We start from the raw sequence: 21,215 nt of genomic DNA, 5'->3' as shown, positions 1-21,215 counted from the left end.
AGCGCCACCGCCGCCAAGACGCAGGGCGTCTACAACATGGTGAAGGACTTCAAGGCGCGTGGCGTGCCGATCGACTGCGTGGGCCTGCAGTCGCACTTCGGCAACCCCCCGTCGAACTACCAGCAGAACATCGCGCAGTTCGCCGCGCTCGGCGTCGACGTGCAGATCACCGAGCTCGACGTCGGCGGTTCGGGCTCCACCCAGGCCGACGCCTACCGCCGCGTCGTCCAGGCCTGCACGGCCGTGCCGCGTTGCACCGGCATCACCGTGTGGGGCATCACCGACAAGTGGTCCTGGCGGAGCGGCGACACCCCGCTGCTGTTCGACGGGAACTTCAACAAGAAGCAGGCCTACACCGCCGTCCTGGACGCGCTCAACGCGGCGACCCCCAGCACGAGCCCGTCACCCAGTGCTTCGCCGTCCCAAAGCCCCAGCGCCAGTCCCAGTGCGAGCCCGAGCGCCAGTCCGAGCGCGAGTCCCAGCGCGAGCCCGTCGGCCTCGCCGTCGACGTCCCCGGTTCCCGGCGGATGCTCGGCGACGATCAAGACGATCAACAGCTGGGGCGGCGGGTTCCAGTCCGAGGTGACGGTGCAGGCGGGCAGCTCGGCGGTCAACGGCTGGACCGTGAAGTGGACCTGGCCGGGCGGGCAGACCATCAGCAGCCTGTGGAACGGCCGGCAGAGTTCGTCCGGTTCCTCGGTGACGGTCACCAACGAGTCCTACAACGGCTCGATCGCGGCGGGCGCGTCCACGACGTTCGGCTTCACCGCCAACGGCACCGCGGCCACCCCCACCGCCACCTGCACCAGCCCCTGATCCACAACTCCTGATCAGGCGCCCCTGACGCCTCCGGTGCGCGGGACCTCCCCCCGCGCACCGGAGGCGTCGACGTGAGGCGGCTCGGCCGGATCGACCGGATCGAGATCCGCGAGCGACCCGCCGGCCGAGGCGAGCCAGGCGCGTACGGCGGCGTCGTGCTCGCCGAGCGCCGGAGGCGGCTCCGCCGGGCGGACCAGGTCCTCGGAGTAGCTCACGGGGTGGCGCACCTGCGGCGCGCGGTCCGGCCGGGGGCGTACGGCCGGCGTCAGACCGAGGCGCTCCGCCAGGCCGAACGCCTCGGCGATGTCCGCGACGCAGCCCGCCGGCACCTGCTCGGCGGTGAGCCGTTCCTGCCATTCGGCCGCGTCGGCGGCGGCGAGGAGGCCTTCCAGCGCCGCGACGAGTTCCCCGCGGTTGGCCACTCTGGCGGCGTTCGTCGCGAAGCGTTCGTCGGTGGCCAGGCCGGGATCGCCGAGCACGCGGGTCAGCCGGGCGAACTGCCCGTCGTTGCCGCAGGCCACGGCGAGCAGGCCGTCCCGGCAGCGCAGGGTCTCGTACGGCGCGATGGAGGGGTGGCGGTTGCCCATCCGCCCCGGCGGCACGCCGGTCTCCAGGTAGCCCTGGGCCTGGTTGACCAGCGCGGCCAGCAGGCTGGACAGCAGGTTCACCTCGACGTGGCATCCCCTGCCGGTGCTCGCCCGGGCGGTCAGCGCGGCCAGGATCCCGATGGCCGCGTCCTTGCCGGTCAGCACGTCGACCAGGGCCACGCCGGCCTTCGCCGGCTCCCCGTCGGCCGCGCCGGTGACCGACATGAGCCCGCCCACGGCCTGGACGATGAAGTCGTAACCCAGCAGCCCGGCTCCGGCGCCCGGGCCGAAGCCACTGATCGTGCAGTAGACGACGCCCGGGTTCGCGGCCGCCACCTGCGCGTAACCCAGCCCGCGCCGGTCGAGCGCGCCCGGCCTGAAGTTCTCCACGAGCACGTCGGCGCGCCGGGCCAGCTCGCGGGCGAGCGTCAGGTCGGCCGGATCGTCCAGGTCCAGCGTGACGCTCCGCTTGGTGCGGTTCACGCTCTCGAAGTACGTCGAGGACGTGGCGGACCACGGTGGTCCCCACGAACGGGTGTCGTCTCCGGTGCCGGGGCGCTCGACCTTGATCACGGTCGCGCCCAGGTCGGCCAGGGTCATCGTGCAGGACGGGCCGGCCAGCACACGGCTGAAGTCGGCGACGAGCACGCCGTGGAGCGGACGGGTCACGACCGCGCCTCCGGCTCGGGGTCGCACATCAGATCTCCTCGTTCGGGGCTCCATGGGTACCGGGACGTCACCACGCTAAGGCCGGGTGAGGCCGGTGGTAGCTTCGGTCACCTCCGGCAGCGTGGCCTAGCCTGAAGTGATTCGCGAAGTTTCCACGCGGAAGGGTCGCTTCATGCGGGTTACCACCGACGCCGACGTACGACGGGTGTTCGACCGGATCGCGGATCGGTACGACGACCAGAGGCGGGCCTGGGAGAGGCGCCTGTTCCCCGGCAGCCGGGAGTGGGCCGTCGGGCAGGCGCGCGGACACGTCGTGGAGATCGCGGTCGGCACCGGGCTGAACCTGCCGCTGTACGACGCCGGGACCACCGTGATCGGGATCGAGTTGTCCGAGCGCATGCTCAACCTGGCGCCGCGGCGGGTGGCGGAGGCCGGTCTCGGCGCCCGGGTGGAACTGCGGCAGGGCGACGTGCAACGCCTCGACCTGCCCGACGGCATCGCCGACACCGTCCTGTCCACGTTCACGATGTGCACGATTCCCGACCCCGCCGCCGCGGCCCGTGAGGCCTACCGGGTGCTCAGGCCGGGCGGGCGGTTCGTGCTGGCCGAGCACGGGCCGGCCCGCAACCCGATCCTCCGGGCCGGAATGCGGCTGGTGGAGCCGCTGTTCGTACGGTTCGAGGCCGACCACCTCACCCGCGATCCCCGGCCGTACGTGGAGCGGGCGGGGTTCCGGATCGAGTCGGTGACCCGGACGGCGCGCGGCGTCAGCTTCCGGGTGCTGGCCGTACGCCCCTGACAGCGCGTGCGGCGTGATCGCCTATGGGTTTTAACCATTTGCCTAGTGTCATTAGGAATGGCTAGCCTCGCCGCTCATGAGGCCGGTCACCGAGCACGAAGTGCGCACGTCGTTCATCAACTGTTCCAAGGGCGAGGCCAAGCGTCTCGGGCTGCCCAGGGACCTCCCAGATCGTCCGTGGGAAGACCTCGACTTCCTCGGCTGGCGGGACCCGGGCGCGCCGGAGCGGGCGTACCTGGTGGCCGAACGCGACGGCTCCCTCGTCGGCATCGCGCTCCGGGTGACCTCCGGCGCCTCGCGCGCCTTCACCTCCCGCAGCATGTGCTCGCTGTGCCTGACCACCCACACCAGCGGCGGCGTGGCGCTGATGACCGCGCGCCGGACCGGCGAGGCGGGCCGTCAGGGGAACACCGTCGGGCAGTACCTGTGCACCGACCTCGACTGCTCCCTCTACCTGCGCGGGAAGAAGGAGGCCCCCGGGGCGGGGATCGTCGACGAGTCCCTGACCGTGGAGGAGAAGGCCGCCCGCACCCGGGCCAACCTCGACTCCTTCCTGGACAAGGTCGCGAACGGCTGACCGCCGGTCGTCGCACCCACTGCGGCATGATGGCGCCCATGGCTTCGCAATCCAGGCACGTCAGCGAGTGGATCCACCGGCCGGCGGCCGACGTCCACGAATAGAGGTTCCGGACAACGTGGACAGCACCACAGGCCACGAACTGTCCTGATTTCAGCCTGGGGTGCCGGAGGTGGCCGGCTGCTCCTGCGCTTCGTTGCGGACCAGGGCGCGGGTGCCGCGGTCGAGCAGGCTCGCGGTCACGGCCACGACGATGAGCGCGGCGCCCGCGGCCAACGTCACCTGGGCGTTGAAAGCGGAGGCGGCGAGGGCCGTGACGGCGAGCCCGGCCGGTCTCAGGATGAAGGATCCCGCGTAGTCGAACGACGAGACCCGCGACAGCGACGAGTTGGGGATGTGCTGCTGGAGCGCCGTCTCCCACAGGGTGTTGGGGAAGGTGGTCGCGATCCCGGCCAGCAGCCCGCAGACGATGAGCGGGATCGGTTCCGGCGCGGTTCCGAGGACGACGATCAGCGGGGCCGCCGGCAGCATCATGAGCCGCCCGGTGAACAGCAGGCGGCGCGGCCGGAACCGTACGGCGAGCGCGTTGCCCAGCACGTCGCCGATTCCGAGGCTCGCGGTCACGGCCCCCCAGAGCAGGCCGCCGTTGTCCGAGCCGGACAGCGACACCGGCCCCAGCACGTAGAGGAAGGAGTAGACGAAGTTGAAGATCATGAACATGGCGATGCCCGTCCAGACCCAGGATCGCTTCGCGACCTCCTGCCATCCGCCGCGGAAGTCACGGAGGAAACCGCCGCCCACGGCCGCGGGCCGGGCGGGGACCGCCAGCCGGCGGAGGAACAGCAGGCTGCCCAGGAAGGTCAGCCCGTCGGCGACGAGCACCCAGCCGGCGCCGGCCAGGACCACCGCCATTCCCGCGATCATCGGCCCGACGCTCACCGAGACGTTGCGGGTGAGCGACAGCAGGGCGTTGGCCTCCTGCAGCAGCCGCGGCGGCACGGTCTCGGCGACCAGGCCGACCGACGCGGGCATGAACAGGGCGCTCGCCGCACCGGCGAGGCCGTGCAGCGCGATCATCGCCCACAGCGGCGGATGCCCGGTGAGCAGGAGCAGGCCGAACGTGATCTGCGAGGCGGCGCTGATGCCGTCGGACAGCACCATCAGGCGCTTGCGCGGCAGGCGATCGGCCCACACACCGCCGCCCAGCATGAACACGATCTGAGCCGCCGAGTACGCCGCCAGCACCAGGCCGAGGTCGGCCGCGGAGCCGGTGGCGTCGAGCACGCCGAAGGAGAGCGCGACGGGTGTCATGGCGCTGCCGGCCGCGGAGAGGGCGCTCGCAAGGAACTGGTTGCGGAACTGCGTGAATTTGGCCAGTTCCGCGAGGTTGCGCCAGTGGACCGCGGCCATCAGGGTGTGTGGCCCGCCGGCTCGAACTCGACCACGTACTCCCGCATGACCCTCCGGGCGGCGGCGCGGACGCTGCGCTCGTCCGGCCCGGTCAGCCTGAAGCGCCCGGGTACGTGGAAGTAGCCGCCGGTCCCGTCGAAGACGTCCCCCGGCTCCGGCAGCACCTCGGCGTACACCTGGGGGACGGTGCCCGTCATCGCCGTACGGCGGACCACCCGGCCGGGGCGGAGGCCAGGTTCGGGCGTCACCACCCAGCCGGCCGGGGCGTCGCCGAAGCGGGCGCCCGCCGACTCCAGCGGGATGCCCAGGACCGTGCGGAAGCTCTCCGTCACCAGGTCGATGCCGTGGAGTTCCCGGTGGACGTAGGGCACCTCCGCCCCGCCGGCGCGCATCCCCGCTTCGAGGAACACCAGACCGCCGTCGGGCCGGCGGATGACTTCGAGGTGGAAGCAGCCGGTCTCCAGGCCGAGAGCCCTGAGGCACGCGACGGCGAACTCTCGGATCTCGTCCCGGAGCGGGCCCGGGTCAAGTGTCGCCGAGCCGAGCGGCCTGCCCCGCAGGAAGTCCAGGGGCGTGTTGACGTAGCCGGCGACGCTCAGGAAGTGCGGCAGTCCCCCGGAGAGGACTCCGTCCGCGTGGTAGATCTCGGTGGAGACGAACTCCTCGCACTCGAACGCCGTGACGTCGAGGCCGTCGAGTTCGGCCGCGAGCTCCTCCTCGTCACGGATGATCCGGACGCCGACGGAGCCGGCCTCGGCCCGTGGTTTGAGGACGAGCGGGAAACCGATCCCGGCGGTGATCTCGGCGATCGTGGTGGAGGCGCCCAGTTCCATGAACCGCGGCACCGGCAGGCCGCGCTTGGCGAGCCGCTCCTTCATCACGATCTTGTCCTTGAACGCCCGCACCAGGTCCGCGCCCGGGCCCGGCGCGCCGAACTCCTCGCGCAGCAGCGCCGCCGTCAGCACGTCGAACTCGGAGAGCGCGGCGACGCCGTCGAACCGCCCGTACCGCTCGGCGAGGTCCCGCGCGGCCGGCACCAACGTGGCGAGCCGCAGATCGGGGACCGTGCCGACCCGGCCCGGCTCGACCGGGCCCAGCGCCGTCGTCCGCATGGGCAGGGTCAGGTACGACAGGTCGCACGGCTGGTCGGCGCAGTAGCGGAAGTACTCCGCGTCGCTGTCGTCGTAGCGGTTGACGACGAGGTAGTGCGGGCGGTCCGGCATCGTCGTTTCCGTGGGTCGGAGTCAACAGGGCGGTCGAAGTGACAGGGGTCAGGCCAGGGCGTACCGCGAGGTGGCGGGCAGGACCGGCACGAGGTCGCCGATGCTGATCGCCCCGAACCCCAGAGGGGCCATGGCCTCGCGCGGTGGCGTCGGGGCCAGGAACTCCTCCAGCCGGGGTTCTCCCACCCCGCCGAGATCCTCCCAGATACGGCGGCCCATCCGGGGCATGATCGGAAATCCGAGCACGCTCACGCCCTTCAGCCACCAGTAGGCGCTCTCTTCGAGGTCGGCGACGCTCCGCCACCAGGCGTCGAAGGCCTCCAGCGCCTGGGAGGTCGAGACGACCGGGCCGTCCAGCGCCGACTGCTGCCGCTCCAGCAGCGCCTCCAGCCGCGCGAGCTGCCCGTCCGAGATCGTCTCCGGAACGGAGACCCCGGCGAGCGTACGGCGGGCCTTTTCCAGCAGCGGCGTCAGGCCGTCCGCCAGGCGCCGGTTGACCGTCTCGACGAACGACTCCGGCTCCATGCTCTCCCGGCGCTCCTCCAGCCGGGTCCCGGCGAGGAAGTACCGTACGGCGTCGACGTCGACGTTCGGGGTGCCGGCGATGTCGGCGGCCCCGATGACGTGGCCCCTGCTGGTGGAGAACTTCTCCCCTTCGAGCCCGTAGAACTCGTTGATCAGCGTGCGGTCGTAGGTCTTCATGTCCCCGTGGAGCAGCGACGTGCCGACGATGCAGACGAGCGTGGGGACCACGTTGTCGACGCCGAGGCTGGTGACCGTGACGACGTCCGAGCCCGGGTCGAACGCGTTCACGCCGGTGCCGCTCAGCGAGCCGTGGACGGCGCCGGTCAGCCGGGCGAACATGAAGATCCCGGCGTACGGGAAGAGCGTCCGCGGCACGCCGGGGTCCACCTGGTCCAGCGGGATCCCCCAGCTCTCCGGGGCGCTGACGCGGACCATCCCGCCCTCGCGGCTCAGGTAGCGCTTCACGGTCTCCTGGTAGCGCGCCGGGACCCCGATGCCGGCCATCCGCGCCCCCAGGTCGTGCGGGTCCGCCGGGCGCAGAAACAGCGAGGTGATCTCCCGCCACTGGAGCGGGCCCACCCCGTTCGTGCCCTCGGGGTCGCGCAGGTTCTCGGGGCGGAAGTGGCCTCCGCAGGACTCGCAGAAGTAGCTGCCCGCGTCGGCGCCGCAGTCCGGGCACCGGCCGGAGAGCCAGGGGCCCACGGCGAACCGCCCCGCCGCGGGGCTGTAGGGGACCCGCTCGCGCAGCGTCGTCACCGCGCCCCGCTCCCGCAGCCGCCGGAGGCAGCCCGCCACCTCGTCCTCGAACGCCGTACGCCACGGCTCCTCGGCCGGGTTGATGAACGCGTCGAGGCCGATGTCCATCGCGGCGAGGTCCTCGGCGATGAGCGCGTGGTACTCGGCGGCGATCTCGCCTTCGGGGCGTCCGTCGACGGCCGACTTGAGCGTCATGTACGGCTCGTAGACGTCGATCCCGGTGATCGTGAGGGGCAGGTCGCCCCTCATGCGGGCGAACCGGCTGAGCATGTCCGACCGCAGGTAGGGCCCGGCGATGTGCCCCAGGTGGAGCCGTCCGTTGGGGGTCGGCTCGGGCGGGACCAGCAGGTAGCGGCGCGGGGGGAGGGTGCCCGCGTTCCGGATGAGGCCCGTGGAGCGAGTGCTCATGAGCGACCACTTCCAAGTGACTGGGGTCCGAGTGACCGGGGGTTCAGGTGACCGGGGGTGAGAAGACCGAGGGCTCGTTCGGCGATCGCGGGCGCCAGGCGGAAGCCGGAACCGTTGCCGCCTACCGCGATCACGACGCCGGGGTGATCGGGCACCGGCTCGACCAGCGGCAGCCGGTCGCGGGTGTAGCCGTCGTAGAAGGCACGCCCGCCGGAGAGCGCCCCGGCCAGCGCCGGAGCGTACCGGCGCAGGACGCGCACCGCCTCGCTGTAGTCCCCGCCGCTCAGGGCGGCCGGCGGCCCCAGGACGGGAGAGACGTCCCACTCCTGGGAGGTGAAGCTGAAGAGCCAGCGGCCGCTCTCCGGCTGCGGCAGCAGGAACGCGTCGTCGTCCTCGAAGATCAGCACGGGTGCACCCTCGGCGGGGCGGAGGTCCAGATGGAACGCGGCGACCTTCTTGATCCGCAGCCCGGCCGCCCGCATCCGCTCGCCGAACGGTCCGTGCAGGGCCCACGGACCGGTGGCGACGACCGCCGCACGGCACCGCGCGAGCGGCCGCCCGCCCTCGCCGGCCAGGAGGAACCCGTCCCCGTACGGCCGCAGGGAGGTGACCTCCTCGTCCTCCCAGACGGCGCAGCCGGGGCGGCCCCGCTGTTCGTCGAGGAGCGCGCGCGTCAGCCCGGCGACGTCGGCGCGCCAGGAGCCGTCGGAACGGAGCAGGGTCTGGTCGCCGGACGGGCGCAGCCCGGGGAAGACGCCGTCGAGGGCGTCCGGGTCGGCCTCCTCCAGGACGGGGCCGGCCATCGTCTCCCGGAGACGGCCGACGTTGCCGCGCGCCAGCAGCCAGAAGGTGTCGAGGGAACGGACGGGCAGGCCGGGCCGTTCGGCTCTGAGCCGCCGGTAGAGGGCGGTGCTGCGGGCCGCGAGCTCGCGCTGCCGCGCGTCCCGCCCCGTCGGCACGTCGAGCCCTGCCGACAGACCCGTCGCGTTGGGCACATCCTGGTCCAACCGCTCCAGCTGGTCCAGGGTGAGCAGGCGCAGGCCCGGGTCCTGCTCCAGGGCGAGATGGCCGGTCATGGCGCCGACGACGCCGGCTCCGACGACCGCGAGGTCGAAGTCCGGGATCGCGCCGGTCATCCGGTCGTGCCCCACCAGATCGACAGCACGGAGAGCGGGACGCCGCGGTCCGCCATCGCCACGTGCTCGGCGAAGGGCGCGAAACCCAGCAGATCACCCTTGCCGACCTCGTACGGCCGGTCCTCGTACCGGACGGTTCCCGCGCCGTCGAGGATCAGCCAGATTTCCTTCACGGCGTGGCTGTCGGGCGGCGTCGCGCCGCCGGCGGCCACCGTGAAGCGCGCCATGGAGAAGGGACGGTCGCCGTCGAACGGCCCGAGGAGCGCGGCCCATTCGTCCAGCTTCTCGAACTCGCGCGGCAGCGCCTCGAAGCCGAGCCGGGGGAGGCTCATGTGTTGTACCTCCGGTAACCGAGAATCGCGTTGAGGATGACCGCGCTGCGCCAGGCCAGCAGGCTGAGGTTGGGGTCCGCGATGCCCCAGGTGTGCCGGGCGCCGTTCTGCAGGAAGACGCGGCCCGAGGTCCGCAGGTCCAGCGACAGCGCGTAGTCGTCGCCGACCACCAGCCCTTCGGGGGCCCTGGCCAGGTGGGGGGCGAGCTCGCTCATGCAGTCCGGAAGGCGGTACTCGTACCCGGTCGCGAGGACCACGACGTCGGACCGGACGACCGAGGCGTGCGGGCCACTCACCTCCAGCTCCCAGCCGTCGGAGAGCCGGGCGCAGCCGGTGACCTCCGACCGGGGCATCAGGCGGAGCCAGTCCTTGCGGCCCAGCAGGCACTCGTGCCGGTAGCGCTCGCGGTAGACGTCCTGGAGCGTCGCGAGGTCGATCCCGTCGCTCGCGAGCTTCTGCTCGGCCAGAAGCTCCTGCTTGTGGGTCTGGGGCAGCCCGTGGAACTCCCGCGCGTACGCCGGGAAGAAGTACTCGTTGGTGAAGGGGGAGTCGTCCATCGGCAGGAAGCCGGGCCTGCGGGTGATCCAGGTGATGCTGCGCGGCGGCACGTCGAGACGCATGAGGTGGCGGACGATCTCCGCTCCCGACTGCCCGCCGCCGATCACCGTCACGGCGCGGTCGGGCAGCTCCCGCGGCCGTGACAGGAACTCCTCGGCGTGGAACACGTCGGCGCACAGGTGGGGGCGCAGGAAGCCGGGGACGAACGGCGTCTGGCCGGTCCCGAGCACCACGTTCCGCGCGGTGACCTCGCCGTGTCCCGTGTCGAGGACGAAGTGCCCGTCACGCACCCGGACGCCGCGCACCTCGGTGCCGAACTCGATGGACGGGATGCTCCGGGAGGCCCACTGGAGATACTGGTCGAACTCGGCGCGCAGGACGGCCGGGAACTTAGCGGTGAGGAACTGGTACAACCTGCCCTCGTTGGCGAGGAAGGCGAGGAACGAGTAGCGGCTCGTCGGGTCGACCAGCGTGACCAGGTCCTTGAGCGGCGAGACCTGGAGGGTCGCCTCGGGCAGCAGCAGGCCGGGGTGCCAGGAGAAGTCGGGGCGCGCCTCGAAGTGCACGCTCCGCAGGTCGTCCACGTCGGCGCCGAGGGCCGCCAGGCTCAGGTTGGCGGGGCCGACCCCCACCGCCGCGTAGTCCAGGACGTCGCTCACGGGAGCACCGCCAGGTCGTCCAGGCTCTTCCAGAACGCCTGGACGGCCTCGTACGACTCCGCGGTGTAGCGCACGCAGGCGAGCCGCGAACGGCAGTCGCCGGTCTGGGGAATGGGCGTGCCGGGCGGGATGAACAGCTGCTTGCCGATGACGTCAGGCCGGTCGTCCAGCTCGTCCCAGCCGAGGATCCCGCTGTGGGAGTCCAGGTCGTCTGCGACGAAGAACCGCATGGCGGCGTACGGCGCGGCGGGCGGGCCGAACGCCGGCAGCTCCGCGGCGTCGACGCCCAGCCCCGCCGCCAGCATGACCGCGGCGAGGTCGGTTCCGGTGACGAGCCGGATCAGCTCGGGGATCCCGTCGCCCGGCAGCCGGGCGCCGAGCTCCATCAGGACCGGGCCCTCGTCGCTCAGACGCATCTCACAGTGGAACGGCCCGGCGGTGACGTTCAGCGCCCGGACCACCTGTTCCGTGTACGCGACGACCTCGTTCGTCACGTCGTCCGGAAGGTCCGCCGGCGTCAGGTGCCCCAGCTCGACGAACCGCGGCTCGGCGCCGAGGACCTTCCTGGTGATCGCGACGACGGTGACCCGGCCGTTCTCGACATAGCCGTCGGCACTGACCTCCTCGCCCGCGACGTACTGCTCGACGACGACGGTGTGCCCCATCGGGCGGCCGAGGTCGAGCTCCCGGTCACCGGTCAGGGCGGCGTAGGCGGCGGCGAGCTGCGCCCAGTCGTCGGCCCTGCTCACGTGGATGCTGCCGGAGGACTCGACCGGCTTCATGACGTTCGGGAAGCCGACGATCTCCGCCGCCGTGCGGAGGGCCTCCGGGGAGGACGCCTCGGCGAAGCGCGGCGTGCGCAGCCCGGCGGCGGCCACCCGCTCGCGCATGCGCGCCTTGTTGCGTACGGCGTCCACGGTCTCGACCGGCAGGCCGGGCAGTCCCAGACGCGCCGCGAGCCTGGCCGTCGTGGCCACGTAGAAATCGCATCCCGGGAGCACCGCGGCGAGCGGTTCGCGCTCGTGGTGCTCGGCGACCACGTCGAACAACGTCTTTTCGTCGTTGGTGTCGACGGTGAGCACCACGGAGGCGATCTTCCGCAGATCCGCCGGGATCTCGCAGTCGCCCACGTCCTGCGAGGCGATCACAACTGTCATGCCGAGGTGGTGCGCGAGCCGGGCGACGTCTGCGCCGCCGGAGACCGGTTCTACGACGAGGACGGACGAGCCGACCGGATCGAACACGGACTGACCTCCACTTCCGGGTTCATGACTGCTTGGCCGTAGTGTTGACTACCAGCTCCCCCTCTCCGATCACTATCCGCACGTCGATCGAGGCCAGCTCGCCGAGATTCCCCAGGTGCGTGCCACCGCAGGGGAGCCGTGCGGGACCGGGGGGCAGCTCGCAACCCCACCAGCGGCGGGAGTTGATCCAGGGCCCGTCGGTGTCGATCGCGATCCGCCCGCGGGCGGCGATCCACTCCGACAGCCGGGCCGTGACGCCCTCGCGTACCGCGTCGAGCCGTCCGGGGAGGGCTTCGGCGTCGAAGCCCGCCTTGCGGAGCGACTTGCCGAGGCGGTAGCGGTCGACGCTCTCCCACGGGGTGATGCTCGACCGCGTGATCGCCGCCTGGTCGAAGTCGGGGCTGCCGAGGCAGTCCGTACGCGGGACCTTGCGCCACAGGTCGCGCAGCTCCATGTTCAGGGCGAGGGACATCAGGTGGCAGGCGGTGTGCGCGGCGCTCAGGCTCGATCGCCGCGCGACGTCCACCGCGAGGCCCACCTGTTCGCCGACGAGATCCGCCGGGCTCCCGTCCGGCGGCGTCTCGAGGACGTGACCGACCAGGAAGGACCAGCCCGGGTCCGTACGGCGGGCGGGGATCTCCTCCCCCCGGTGCAGCGTGCCGTCGGGTCCGACCGCCATCGTGACGGCGTCCACGACGGCGTGCTCCCGACGCCCGAGCGTGATGGTGCCCCGGTCGCCCGGCTGGTCGGGCCAGGTGTGGTCGAGCGGGTGGAACGGCGTCCGGTCGGTGACGATCACGACCGGGCCCTCGTCGCCGGCGGCCTCCGCGAGGACGACGGTGGCCTCACAGACGCTCACGCCCTGCGGGAACAGGACGACGGTGCTCGGGGCCGAAGTGGTTTCGCCCATGGCGCGGTCCTTGTCCTTACATAAAAGGGATCAGACGGCGAACGCGGTGTCGATGATACGGCCGCGCAGTCTTCGGTGTCCGGCGGAAGGAACGAGGTCCCGGACCACGCAGACGCGCTGGAGCCATCGGTCCCGGCCGTCGTATCTGGGAGTGAACTCCGAGCGGCCGTGGACCGCCCTGCGGTTGTCGACGATCAGCAGGTCCCCCGTGTCGAGGCACACCCACCGCCTGACCTCGTGGAGCACCGCGTGCAGCCGCTTCAGGGCGGCGTCCGCCTCGGGCACGATCCCCATCATGAGGTCGGGGTCCACGGTGAGATAGGGATCGAAGGGGTCGCCGTAGAGCACGCGCAGCAGCGGCCCGTTGCCCTTCGTGCCATGCGAGCTGCCGAACGAGTAGTCGATCCCGGTCCGGTAGAGGGGCTCGCTGAGGATCGCCCGCTCGCGGAGGCTCAACCGGGGCAGGGCCATCCGCAGGCTGGCGCTGATCGTCTTGGCCGCCCCGTCGTGGTCGGGCCGCAGGCAGTGCAGCAGCACGTAGTCGGGCATGAAGGGGTGGAACGCCGTCTCGGTGTGGTAGTCGAGCAGGATCGACGAGCTCTCGGAGGAGAGCTTCGCGGCGTTGTGGGGCGTCGGCACCACGTTCTGGAACAGCAGACCGTTCTTCTCCTGGCGGTAGCCGATGGGCTCGCCCAGCGCCTGCGCGAAGGCCGCCAGCCACAGCTCGCTGAGCGGACTGGTGAAGCGGACCCGCGCCTTCGGGTCGGCGGGGGTGGGCGGAAGCGCGGGGTCCACGGGCAGGCCCTTCACCAGCAGGACGCCCGAGTCGGTGCCGTGCTGACGGAACCGGCTCACCGCCTGCCTGACGACGCGCGGCATCTCGTGGAACCGCAGTTCGGCCTCGCGGAGGAACGCCTCCTCGTCGGTCTCCGAGTCGCGGAGGAACCCGTCGGCGAGCCCGGTGAACAGGTGGGCGTAGACACCGGCGTCGACGACGTGCGGCCCGGGCTCGTTCTTCAGGTTCTCCGTGGGGGAGAAGTCCCGGCCGGAGAACCGGTAGGAGCCGGTCACCTCGGCCGCCAGGTCGGCGGCCGACCTCTGGTGCCGGCCGTCCAGCAGCCAGGAGAGCAGGTTGAGCAGGAGCCGCGCGTTGTCCTCGCGGCCGAGGAAGGGACGCGCGAACATCTCGGCGTTGCCCACCACGGCGACCCTGCCCGCCCCGTGACGCGCCACCCCCAGGAAGATCTGGCCGTCCTTCTCCACCAGGCCGGTCAGCGGGAAACGGGCGCTGACGGGCTTGGGCCGGTAGAGGTACGCCCGGGTGACGCCCTCCAGCGCGGGGTGCGCACCGGTGACCTCGGCCGGGAACTGGTAGGGCCGCACGTGGGGCTGCGCCGGGTCCGCGGGGTCGCCGATCGCGAGATCACCCGAGGCGAACCCGAACGGGGCGGGGCCCTGGGGCGGCTGCGGCCACTCCCCGTCCCCGAGGATCAGCACCGCGCCCCCCTCCTGGACGTACCGGTCGAGGGCCTCGCACTCCCCGGGAGTGAAGACCGCTCCGTCGACGCCCGGAGCGGGAACGAGCACGAGGCCCAGGTCCTTGAGCGCGTCCCCTTCGAACCCGTTCTCGAGAGCGGCCACCGTTCCCCCGAGAAGGTCGACGGCCAATTCCCCGAGGTCGGCGACGACGCTGACTTCGGAGAAGTCGGCGGCCCGGCCGGCTCCCGATTTCCGCTGAATGTCGAACCTCCACACCGCAGCGTGCACCAGATCGATACCGATCACCATGTCGGATCCTCCAGGTGAGACTTCGCGAGGTGAGACTTCGCGTCCATCGGAGAGGCTAGAGGACGAAGTTCGAATTTCTGTACATTCCTCGTATATCGGCGGAGGCTTTCCGGGCCTGTGCCGGGCGACCGGGTATCGCGACCGTGCGCGCCGCATATACGGCGCTTATACAACGGCCGCCTAGCCTCGTGTCCCAGCACGTCGCCCGGAGGAAACCGTTGATGTCGATCGAAGAGCCCGTCGCGCGGAAGACGGACGCGCCGGCCGCGTGGATGGCGGAGTCGGGTCTCGTCGTGGTCGCCGCCGTTTTCGGGCTTACTTTCGTCGTAATTCAGGACGCCATAGAAAACGTGCCGCCGTGGTCGTTCGTGGCTCTCCGTTTTCTGCTGGCGGCCGGTGTGGTGGCCGTGCCGTACGCCGCGCAGATCGGCCGGCTCTCACGTACGGGATGGGGTGCCGGGGCGGGTCTGGGCCTGCTGCTGGTCGGCGGGTACGCGTTCCAGACGATCGGTCTCACCTACACGACCGCGTCCAACTCGGGCTTCATCACCGGTCTCTACATCGTGTTCACCCCGCTCATGGCCGCGGTGCTCCTTCGTCAGCGGGTCACCCGCTGGAGCGCCCTGTGCATCGCGACGGCCGCCCTGGGCCTGCTGCTCCTCTCGGGTTACGGCGGGGCCTTCCACCCGCTGGGCGACGCGCTCACCCTGGCATCGAGCCTCTGCTTCGCGCTGCACATCATCGCCATGGACCGGGCGGTCCGCCGTTTCCCCACGGGAGCCCTGGTCGCGGTGCAACTGGGGACGTGCGGAACGGTCGCCCTGTGCATCGCGCTGATCAAGGAGGATTTCCGCCTGCCCGGCGAATGGGACGCCTGGGGCGCGATCGCGTTCACCGGGCTGGCCGCCAGCGCCTTTGCCTATTTCGTTCAGGCGTACGCGCAACGGCGCACCTCGCCGACCCGGGTGTCCGTCATCCTCGGGATGGAACCCGTCTTCGCCGGCGTCTTCGGATATTGGCTCGCGGGAGATCGTTTGACGCCGCTGGGCTGGGCGGGCGCCGCGACCATGGTGCTCGGCGTGCTTCTCATGGACGTGAAGCCGTCCCGCGTGTCGCTGAAGTGGGGGCGAAGCATATTCACCGGCCGGCCGCAGGGTTTTGACATAGTATTTACCCGCCATGGCCGGGGGAGAGCAGCACCCAGATCTGCGGTTCCGCATACTCGGACCGCTGGAGCTGACGGCGAATGGCTCCCCGGTCCCCTTGAAGGGCCAGAAGGTGCGAACGCTCCTGGCCCTTCTGCTCTGTTGTCCGAACACCGCCATACCGGATGACCGGCTGATCGACGGGCTGTGGCCGTCGGACCCGCCGGCGTCCGCGGCCGCGAACCTGCGCGCCTACATCCGCGGCCTCCGGACGACGCTGGGCGACCCGCACCGCATCACCCGCGTCGACCGCGGCTACCTCCTCCACGTACGGCCCGCCGAGGTGGACGCCCTGCGGTTCTCCGCGCTGGTCGCCAGGAGCGAGGAGTCGGCCGCCGGCGGCGACGTCGCGCGGGCGGCGGAGATCCTCCGGGAGGCGCTGGACGAATGGACCGGCGTGCCTTTCGCGGGGCTCGACGACTGCCCCGCGCTGCGTACGGAGGCCGCGGTGCTGGAGGAACAGCGGTTCACCGCCGTCGGCCAGTGGGTGGAGCACGAACTCGCACTCGGCCGGCACGCGGACATGATCCCCGTCCTGGTCCAGCTCGTCGAGGAGTTCCCGCTGCGTGAGTCGCTGCGCGGCCGGTTGATGGAGGCGCTGCACCGGTCGGGCCGCCAGGCGGAGGCGCTGCAGCTCTATCGGGACACGCGCGCCCTCCTCGTCGAGTCGCTCGGCATCGAGCCCGGCCCGCAGTTGCGGGAACAGGAACAGGCGATCCTGCGGGAGGCCGTGTCGCCGGGCGAGGACCCCGCCGCCGCCTCCCCGCGCCCGTGCAACCTCCCGGCCGACACCCCCGACTTCACCGGCCGGGCCGAGGAGATCGCGCGGATCACCCGCTGGCTGACCTCCGGTGACCGGGTCGGCCCGTCGATCGTGGCGGTGTCCGCCCGGGGAGGCGCGGGCAAGACCACCCTGGCCGTACACGTCGCCCACCGGTTGCGGGAGGACTTTCCGGACGGGCAGATCTTCGTGCCGCTCCGTGGGGCCGAGGCGGCGCGCCGCATCCCGCCGGGCGTCGCGCTGGCCGGCTCGCTGCGCACCCTGGGAGTGCCCGACCACCGGCTGCCCGAGCACATCGAGGAACGCAGCGCGATGCTCCGGGAGGTGCTCTCGGAGCGACGTGCGCTGCTGATCCTCGACGACGCCGCGGACGAGAGCCAGGTGATGCCGCTCATCCCGGGCACGAGCGGCTGCGCCGTCCTGATCACGAGCCGGCACCGCCTCACCGCCGTTCCGGGCATACGGCGGCTGGAGCTCGAGTCCTTCACCGAGGAGCAGGCGATCGACTTCCTGCAGCGGATGCTCGGCGACGACCGCATGAGGAGCAGCCCGGAGGCCGGCGCGCGGCTCGTCCGCCTGTGCGGGCGGCACCCGCTCGCGCTGCGCATCGCGGGCGCGCGGCTCGCCGCCCGGCCGCACTGGCCCGTACGCCGCATGGTCGACCGGCTGGCCGGAGAGCACCATCGGCTCGACGAACTCGTGCACGGCGAACTGGACGTGCGCGCCAACCTGATGCTCTCCTACGCGGCCCTGGGGCCGCGGGCCAGGCTCCTTCTCATGCTGCTCGGCAGTCTCGACCTCGTCGAATACGAGGAATGGGCGGCGTCGGCGCTGCTGGACTGCCCGCTCCGGGAGGCCGAGGACCTCCTGGACCAGCTCGCCCACAGCCACCTGGTCACCGTGGCGACCGGAGACCACGGCCAGCCCCGGTACGGCCTGCACGACCTGGTCCGCATCTTCGCCCGGCAGCAGGCGCAGGCGCAGCTCCCCTGCGCGGAGGTGCGCGCCGCGCTGGAGCGGGCCATCGGAGCCCTGCTGACGGTGACCGAGTACGCCCACACCCAGCTCGCGGGCCACGACCACCTGGTGCTGCACGGCACGGCCCGGCGGCGGCCGATGAGGGAGGAGCACCTCAGGGAGATCGTCGTCGATCCCGTCACCTGGTGCGAGGCCGAGCTGCCGAACATCCAGGGAGCGGTCCGCCAGGCGGCGCACCTGGACTTCGACGACCTCTGCTGGGATCTCGCGGTGACCGCCGCACCTCTCCTGGAGGTCCGCAAACACCACGACGAGTGGGAGCAGACGCACGAGATCGCCCTCGACGCCACCAGGGCCGCCGGCAACCGCCGCGGCGAGGCGGTCATCCTCGCCGAGCTCGGCGAGCTCAGCCTGCACAGACACGACTACGGCGCGGCGGCGAACTTCATCGGGCAGGCCGCCACCATCTTCACGGCGCTGCGCGACCGGCACGCCGAGGCCATCACCGAGCACAAGCTGGCCGTACTCGACCGTCTCGGGGGCCGGCTCCAGGACGCCCTCTCCCGCGCCCGGCGCAGCGCCGCCGCTCTGAGCGCGCTCGGCGACGTCGGCAACGAAGCACTCGTGCTCCGTCAGATCGGGCAGATCCATCTCCAGCTCGGCAACCACGAAGAGGCCCGGATCAATCTGGAGCAGGCCCTGCAGATGGCGCAGAAGGCGCAGGGCGCCCGCCTGGCCCAGCAGGTGAACTACCGGCTCGGCGAGCTCAGCCTGGAGTGCGGCGAACCGGCCGAGGCCCTGCCCCGGTTCGAGCGCGTCCACGAGTTCTGCCAGGCCATCGACGACCAGGTCGGCATGGCCCACGCCCTGTACGGCATGGGCCGGGCATGGGCCGCCCTGACGCGATGGGACACCGCGCACCGCACTCTCACGCTCGCCCTGGCGCACGCGAGGGCGGCGGGGGAGCGGATCGTCGAGGCCGACGTGCTGCACCACCTCGGACGGGTCGCCGGCAGCCGGGGGAGGACGGAGGAGGCGGCCGAGTCCTTCGCCCTCGCCGAGGCCATCTGCCGGAATCTCGGCATCACCCCCACCTGGCTCGGCGAACCCGAGACCGCGGCCCACCCGTGACCGGCCCGGCCGGGGGGCCGGGTCTCGGATGCGGACTCTGGACATCGCGACGTCGATCAGCGATCTTTGTATTGCAAACGTTATCGATCACGTTTGCGGTAGGCACGGGATCCACTTGATCAAGGCGTGATTGGGGTACCGGATGACCGCTGTGAGTCCGGAGCCGGCAGTGACCTACACCGATCCGGCCGCTGCCGTCGGGGAGCGCGTGACGGATCTGCTGGCCCGGATGACCCGGGAGGAGAAGCTCGCACAGCTGGGGAGCGCCTGGGCGTTCTCGCTGATGGAGGGCGGGCGGTTTTCGGCCGAGCGGGCGCGGACGGTCCTCCGGCACGGCTTGGGGCACGTGACCCGTGTCGCGGGAGCCACAAGTCTCAGGGCGGAGCAGGTGGCGCGGGTGACAAACGAGATCCAGCGCTTCCTGGTGACGGAGACCCGGCTGGGGATCCCGGCGATCGTCCACGAGGAGGTGTGCTCCGGGTTGATGGCGCGGGAGGCGACCATCCTCCCTCAGGCGATCGGCGTCGCGAGCACCTGGGAGCCGGAGCTCAACCGGCTGCTGGCGGATGCCGTCCGTGCGCGGATGCGCGCGATGGGAAGCCATCAGGGGCTCTCGCCGGTGCTGGACGTGGTGCGGGATCCGCGCTGGGGCCGGACGGAGGAGACCTACGGGGAGGACCCGTACCTGGTGGCCCGCATGGGCGTGGCGTTCATCCGGGGCCTGCAGGGTGCTTCTCTCGCGGAGGGCGTCGTCGCGACGGCCAAGCACTTCGTCGGTTACGGGGCGTCCGAGGGCGGGCTGAACTGGGCGCCGGCGCACCTGCCGCCTCGTCTGCTGCGGGAGGTGTATCTCCATCCGTTCGAGGCGGCGGTCCGCGAGGCGGGCCTTCAGTCGGTGATGGCCGGCTACCACGAGCTGGACGGGATTCCCTGCCATGCCAACCGTGAGCTCCTCGGCGATGTCCTCCGTGGAGAGTGGGGCTTCGCGGGGACCGTCGTGTCGGACTACTTCGCCGTCGACGATCTCCACTCGTATCACCACTTCGCCCAGGACAAGCGGCGAGCGGCGGCTCTGGCACTCACCGCGGGCACCGACGTCGAGCTTCCGGCCACGGACGCGTACGCGGAGGCGCTGGCAGGGGCCCTGGACGCCGGCGAGATCAGTGAAGGGCGACTGGACGAAGCGGTCTCGCGGGTGCTCCGGCACAAGTTCGAGCTCGGCCTGTTCGAGAACCCTTACGTGGACGAGGCCGCGGTGACGGTGGCGGTGAACACCGAGCGGCACCGGGAGGTGGCGCTCGAGGTGGCTCGCCGCAGCCTCGTCCTGCTCAAGAACGACGGCGTCCTGCCGCTCCGGCCGGGCACCGGAACGGTCGCCCTCATCGGGCCGAACGCCGACAGCGCCCGGCATCTGCTCGGTGACTACTCCTTCGCGGCGCATGTCGAGTCGCTGCTGGAGGCGCGCGAGCGGAAGGGTCTGCTCGGCCAGACGATGACCGTGCCGGACGACCTCAAGATCGAGGAGAGCACGGACGGGGTCCCCACGGTGCGCGACGAGCTCACGGCCCGCCTGGGCGACCGGGTGCGCTACGCGCACGGGTGCGACGTGATCGACACGTCGAGGGACGGTTTCGACGAGGCGGTCGCGGCCGCCGCGGCCGCCGACGTCGCGGTGCTGGTCCTGGGTGATCGTTCGGGGTTGACGACTCGGGCCACCACGGGAGAGTCGCGGGACCGGTCCAGCCTGGAGCTTCCCGGCGTCCAGGAGGATCTGGTCCGAGCCGTCGTCGCTACCGGAACACCCGTGGTGGCGGTGCTCGTCGCCGGTCGGCCGGTCGGCGGCGACTTCCTGCACGAGAAGTGCGCCGCGGTGCTGCTGGCCTGGCTGCCGGGGCAGACTGGGGCGCAGGCGATCACCGAGGTGCTGCTCGGCGAGGTCAACCCGAGCGGGAAGCTGCCCATCTCCTACCCGCGGACCGTGGGCCAGATCCCCGTCTTCTACGGACACAAGGTGTCCGGCGGGCGGTCGCACTGGCACGGCGACTACGTCGACTCGCCCGTCAGCCCGCGATACCCCTTTGGTCACGGCCTGGGGTACGCCCCGTTCGTCATCGAACAGGTCGCTCTGGACCGCATCGAAGTGATCGCCGGGGACAGCGTCGCCGTGGAGGCCACCGTGGCCAACGTCGGTGATCGAGCCGGAGAGGAAGTCGTCCAGCTCTACATTCGCGACCCGCAGGCGACGGTCACCCGGCCGGTGCTCGAGTTGAAGAGCTTCGCCCGTGTCGCCGCCGGTCCCGGGCAGCGAACGGCCGTACGCTTCGACCTGCCCACGGGCCAGCTCGGCTTTTACGACAGGGACATGAACTACTCAGTGGAAACCGGGCTCATCGAGGTGTACGTCGGCTTCTCCTCCGATATTCGTACGCTCGCGGGCACGTTCACCATCACCGGCGACTCCGGCCGGCCGAAGGTCCGGAAGGCCTACTCGGGCACGGTCACCGTCGGCGAACCGCCTCAGGCGACCACGTCGCCGGCCTGACGGGACGACGGCCTGCCGATGCGCGACCAGCCGTGGCGGCGCACGGCGGACGTCCGCCCTGTCGTCCGCCCTGTCGTCCGCCCTGTCACCCACGCCGGCCTCACCTGCGCATTCTGGTCATGTCCTTATTGGACGTACGGTCGGCGCGGTGAGTGGCCGAAATGGGTCTTGTCTTCGC

The 21,215-nt window shown here is 71.5% G+C and carries 16 protein-coding genes; 6 read left to right on the top strand and 10 right to left on the bottom strand.

Features of this window, described 5'->3' with window-relative positions; all coding sequences use genetic code 11:
- Positions 1 to 816 (top strand): endo-1,4-beta-xylanase (locus FED44_RS11315; protein ID WP_208758915.1); only part of this gene is annotated, 816 nt, incomplete at its 5' end.
- A gap of 14 nt (positions 817 to 830) precedes the next feature.
- Here FED44_RS11315 and FED44_RS11310 read toward each other — a convergent pair.
- Positions 831 to 2,075, bottom strand: coding sequence for a CaiB/BaiF CoA transferase family protein (locus tag FED44_RS11310; RefSeq protein ID WP_244301832.1), 1,245 nt, complete (start codon positions 2,073 to 2,075; stop codon positions 831 to 833).
- A gap of 172 nt (positions 2,076 to 2,247) precedes the next feature.
- On the opposite strand from FED44_RS11310, the gene FED44_RS11305 reads away from it, so the two are divergent.
- Both FED44_RS11305 and FED44_RS11300 read left to right on the top strand, forming a co-directional pair.
- Positions 2,248 to 2,874, top strand: coding sequence for a class I SAM-dependent methyltransferase (locus FED44_RS11305; RefSeq protein WP_138460589.1), 627 nt, complete (start codon positions 2,248 to 2,250; stop codon positions 2,872 to 2,874).
- Positions 2,875 to 2,950: 76 nt separating this feature from the next.
- Positions 2,951 to 3,451 carry an FBP domain-containing protein gene (locus FED44_RS11300; protein WP_138460588.1) on the top strand — a complete coding sequence of 167 codons (501 nt, stop codon included), beginning with the start codon at positions 2,951 to 2,953 and terminating at the stop codon, positions 3,449 to 3,451.
- Positions 3,452 to 3,604: 153 nt separating this feature from the next.
- Here FED44_RS11300 and FED44_RS11295 read toward each other — a convergent pair whose 3' ends face one another.
- From FED44_RS11295 to FED44_RS11255, 9 genes are read right to left on the bottom strand one after another with little or no spacing between them, the layout of a single operon-like run.
- Positions 3,605 to 4,861 carry an MFS transporter gene (locus FED44_RS11295; RefSeq protein WP_138460587.1) on the bottom strand — a complete coding sequence of 419 codons (1,257 nt, stop codon included), beginning with the start codon at positions 4,859 to 4,861 and terminating at the stop codon, positions 3,605 to 3,607.
- Entirely contained in the window at positions 4,861 to 6,084 is a 1,224-nt protein-coding gene (locus FED44_RS11290; protein ID WP_138460586.1) for an ATP-grasp domain-containing protein, read from the bottom strand. Before FED44_RS11290 ends, FED44_RS11295 begins: the two co-directional genes overlap by 1 nt.
- Positions 6,085 to 6,132: 48 nt before the next feature.
- Positions 6,133 to 7,773, bottom strand: coding sequence for a class I tRNA ligase family protein (locus FED44_RS11285; RefSeq protein ID WP_138460585.1), 1,641 nt, complete (start codon positions 7,771 to 7,773; stop codon positions 6,133 to 6,135).
- Positions 7,770 to 8,924: an NAD(P)/FAD-dependent oxidoreductase gene (locus tag FED44_RS11280; protein WP_138460584.1), complete on the bottom strand. Its 1,155-nt coding sequence runs from the start codon at positions 8,922 to 8,924 to the stop codon at positions 7,770 to 7,772. Before FED44_RS11280 ends, FED44_RS11285 begins: the two co-directional genes overlap by 4 nt.
- Entirely contained in the window at positions 8,906 to 9,241 is a 336-nt protein-coding gene (locus FED44_RS11275; RefSeq protein WP_111697749.1) for a cupin domain-containing protein, read from the bottom strand. Before FED44_RS11275 ends, FED44_RS11280 begins: the two co-directional genes overlap by 19 nt.
- A complete protein-coding gene (locus FED44_RS11270; protein ID WP_165900451.1) occupies positions 9,238 to 10,458 on the bottom strand; it encodes a lysine N(6)-hydroxylase/L-ornithine N(5)-oxygenase family protein in 1,221 nt (406 codons plus the stop codon). The genes FED44_RS11275 and FED44_RS11270 overlap by 4 nt, the downstream gene beginning before the upstream one ends.
- Positions 10,455 to 11,702 carry an ATP-grasp domain-containing protein gene (locus tag FED44_RS11265; RefSeq protein ID WP_138460583.1) on the bottom strand — a complete coding sequence of 416 codons (1,248 nt, stop codon included), beginning with the start codon at positions 11,700 to 11,702 and terminating at the stop codon, positions 10,455 to 10,457. Before FED44_RS11265 ends, FED44_RS11270 begins: the two co-directional genes overlap by 4 nt.
- A gap of 22 nt (positions 11,703 to 11,724) precedes the next feature.
- Entirely contained in the window at positions 11,725 to 12,612 is an 888-nt protein-coding gene (locus FED44_RS11260; protein ID WP_138460582.1) for an alanyl-tRNA editing protein, read from the bottom strand.
- Positions 12,613 to 12,642: 30 nt separating this feature from the next.
- The gene (locus FED44_RS11255; RefSeq protein WP_138460581.1) at positions 12,643 to 14,400 is read right to left on the bottom strand and encodes a TauD/TfdA family dioxygenase; all 1,758 of its coding nucleotides are present in this window, start codon (positions 14,398 to 14,400) and stop codon (positions 12,643 to 12,645) included.
- A gap of 221 nt (positions 14,401 to 14,621) precedes the next feature.
- Here FED44_RS11255 and FED44_RS11250 point away from each other — a divergent pair, with 221 nt between their 5' ends.
- From FED44_RS11250 to FED44_RS11240, 3 genes are all read left to right on the top strand, one after another.
- Positions 14,622 to 15,734: a DMT family transporter gene (locus FED44_RS11250; protein WP_138460580.1), complete on the top strand. Its 1,113-nt coding sequence runs from the start codon at positions 14,622 to 14,624 to the stop codon at positions 15,732 to 15,734.
- On the top strand, positions 15,679 to 18,495 hold the full coding sequence (locus FED44_RS11245; protein WP_167521446.1) for an AfsR/SARP family transcriptional regulator: 2,817 nt from the start codon (positions 15,679 to 15,681) through the stop codon (positions 18,493 to 18,495). The genes FED44_RS11250 and FED44_RS11245 overlap by 56 nt, the downstream gene beginning before the upstream one ends.
- Positions 18,496 to 18,664: 169 nt before the next feature.
- Positions 18,665 to 21,037: a glycoside hydrolase family 3 N-terminal domain-containing protein gene (locus FED44_RS11240; RefSeq protein WP_208758914.1), complete on the top strand. Its 2,373-nt coding sequence runs from the start codon at positions 18,665 to 18,667 to the stop codon at positions 21,035 to 21,037.
- Positions 21,038 to 21,215: the final 178 nt, after the last annotated feature.

Source organism: Microbispora triticiradicis, assembly GCF_005864065.1.
In the GTDB taxonomy this organism is placed as follows: domain Bacteria; phylum Actinomycetota; class Actinomycetes; order Streptosporangiales; family Streptosporangiaceae; genus Microbispora; species Microbispora triticiradicis.
Note: the sequence above shows the minus strand (reverse complement) of the source record. Positions and strands in the feature narration are given on the sequence as shown.

Coding starts and splice junctions, on each gene's coding strand:
- FED44_RS11260 (WP_138460582.1), bottom strand. CDS start 12,612: ATGGGCGAAACCACTTCGGCCCCGAGCACCGTCGTCCTGTTCCCGCAG.
- FED44_RS11295 (WP_138460587.1), bottom strand. CDS start 4,861: ATGGCCGCGGTCCACTGGCGCAACCTCGCGGAACTGGCCAAATTCACG.
- FED44_RS11300 (WP_138460588.1), top strand. CDS start 2,951: ATGAGGCCGGTCACCGAGCACGAAGTGCGCACGTCGTTCATCAACTGT.
- FED44_RS11250 (WP_138460580.1), top strand. CDS start 14,622: ATGTCGATCGAAGAGCCCGTCGCGCGGAAGACGGACGCGCCGGCCGCG.
- FED44_RS11255 (WP_138460581.1), bottom strand. CDS start 14,400: ATGGTGATCGGTATCGATCTGGTGCACGCTGCGGTGTGGAGGTTCGAC.
- FED44_RS11275 (WP_111697749.1), bottom strand. CDS start 9,241: ATGAGCCTCCCCCGGCTCGGCTTCGAGGCGCTGCCGCGCGAGTTCGAG.
- FED44_RS11305 (WP_138460589.1), top strand. CDS start 2,248: ATGCGGGTTACCACCGACGCCGACGTACGACGGGTGTTCGACCGGATC.
- FED44_RS11285 (WP_138460585.1), bottom strand. CDS start 7,773: ATGAGCACTCGCTCCACGGGCCTCATCCGGAACGCGGGCACCCTCCCC.
- FED44_RS11290 (WP_138460586.1), bottom strand. CDS start 6,084: ATGCCGGACCGCCCGCACTACCTCGTCGTCAACCGCTACGACGACAGC.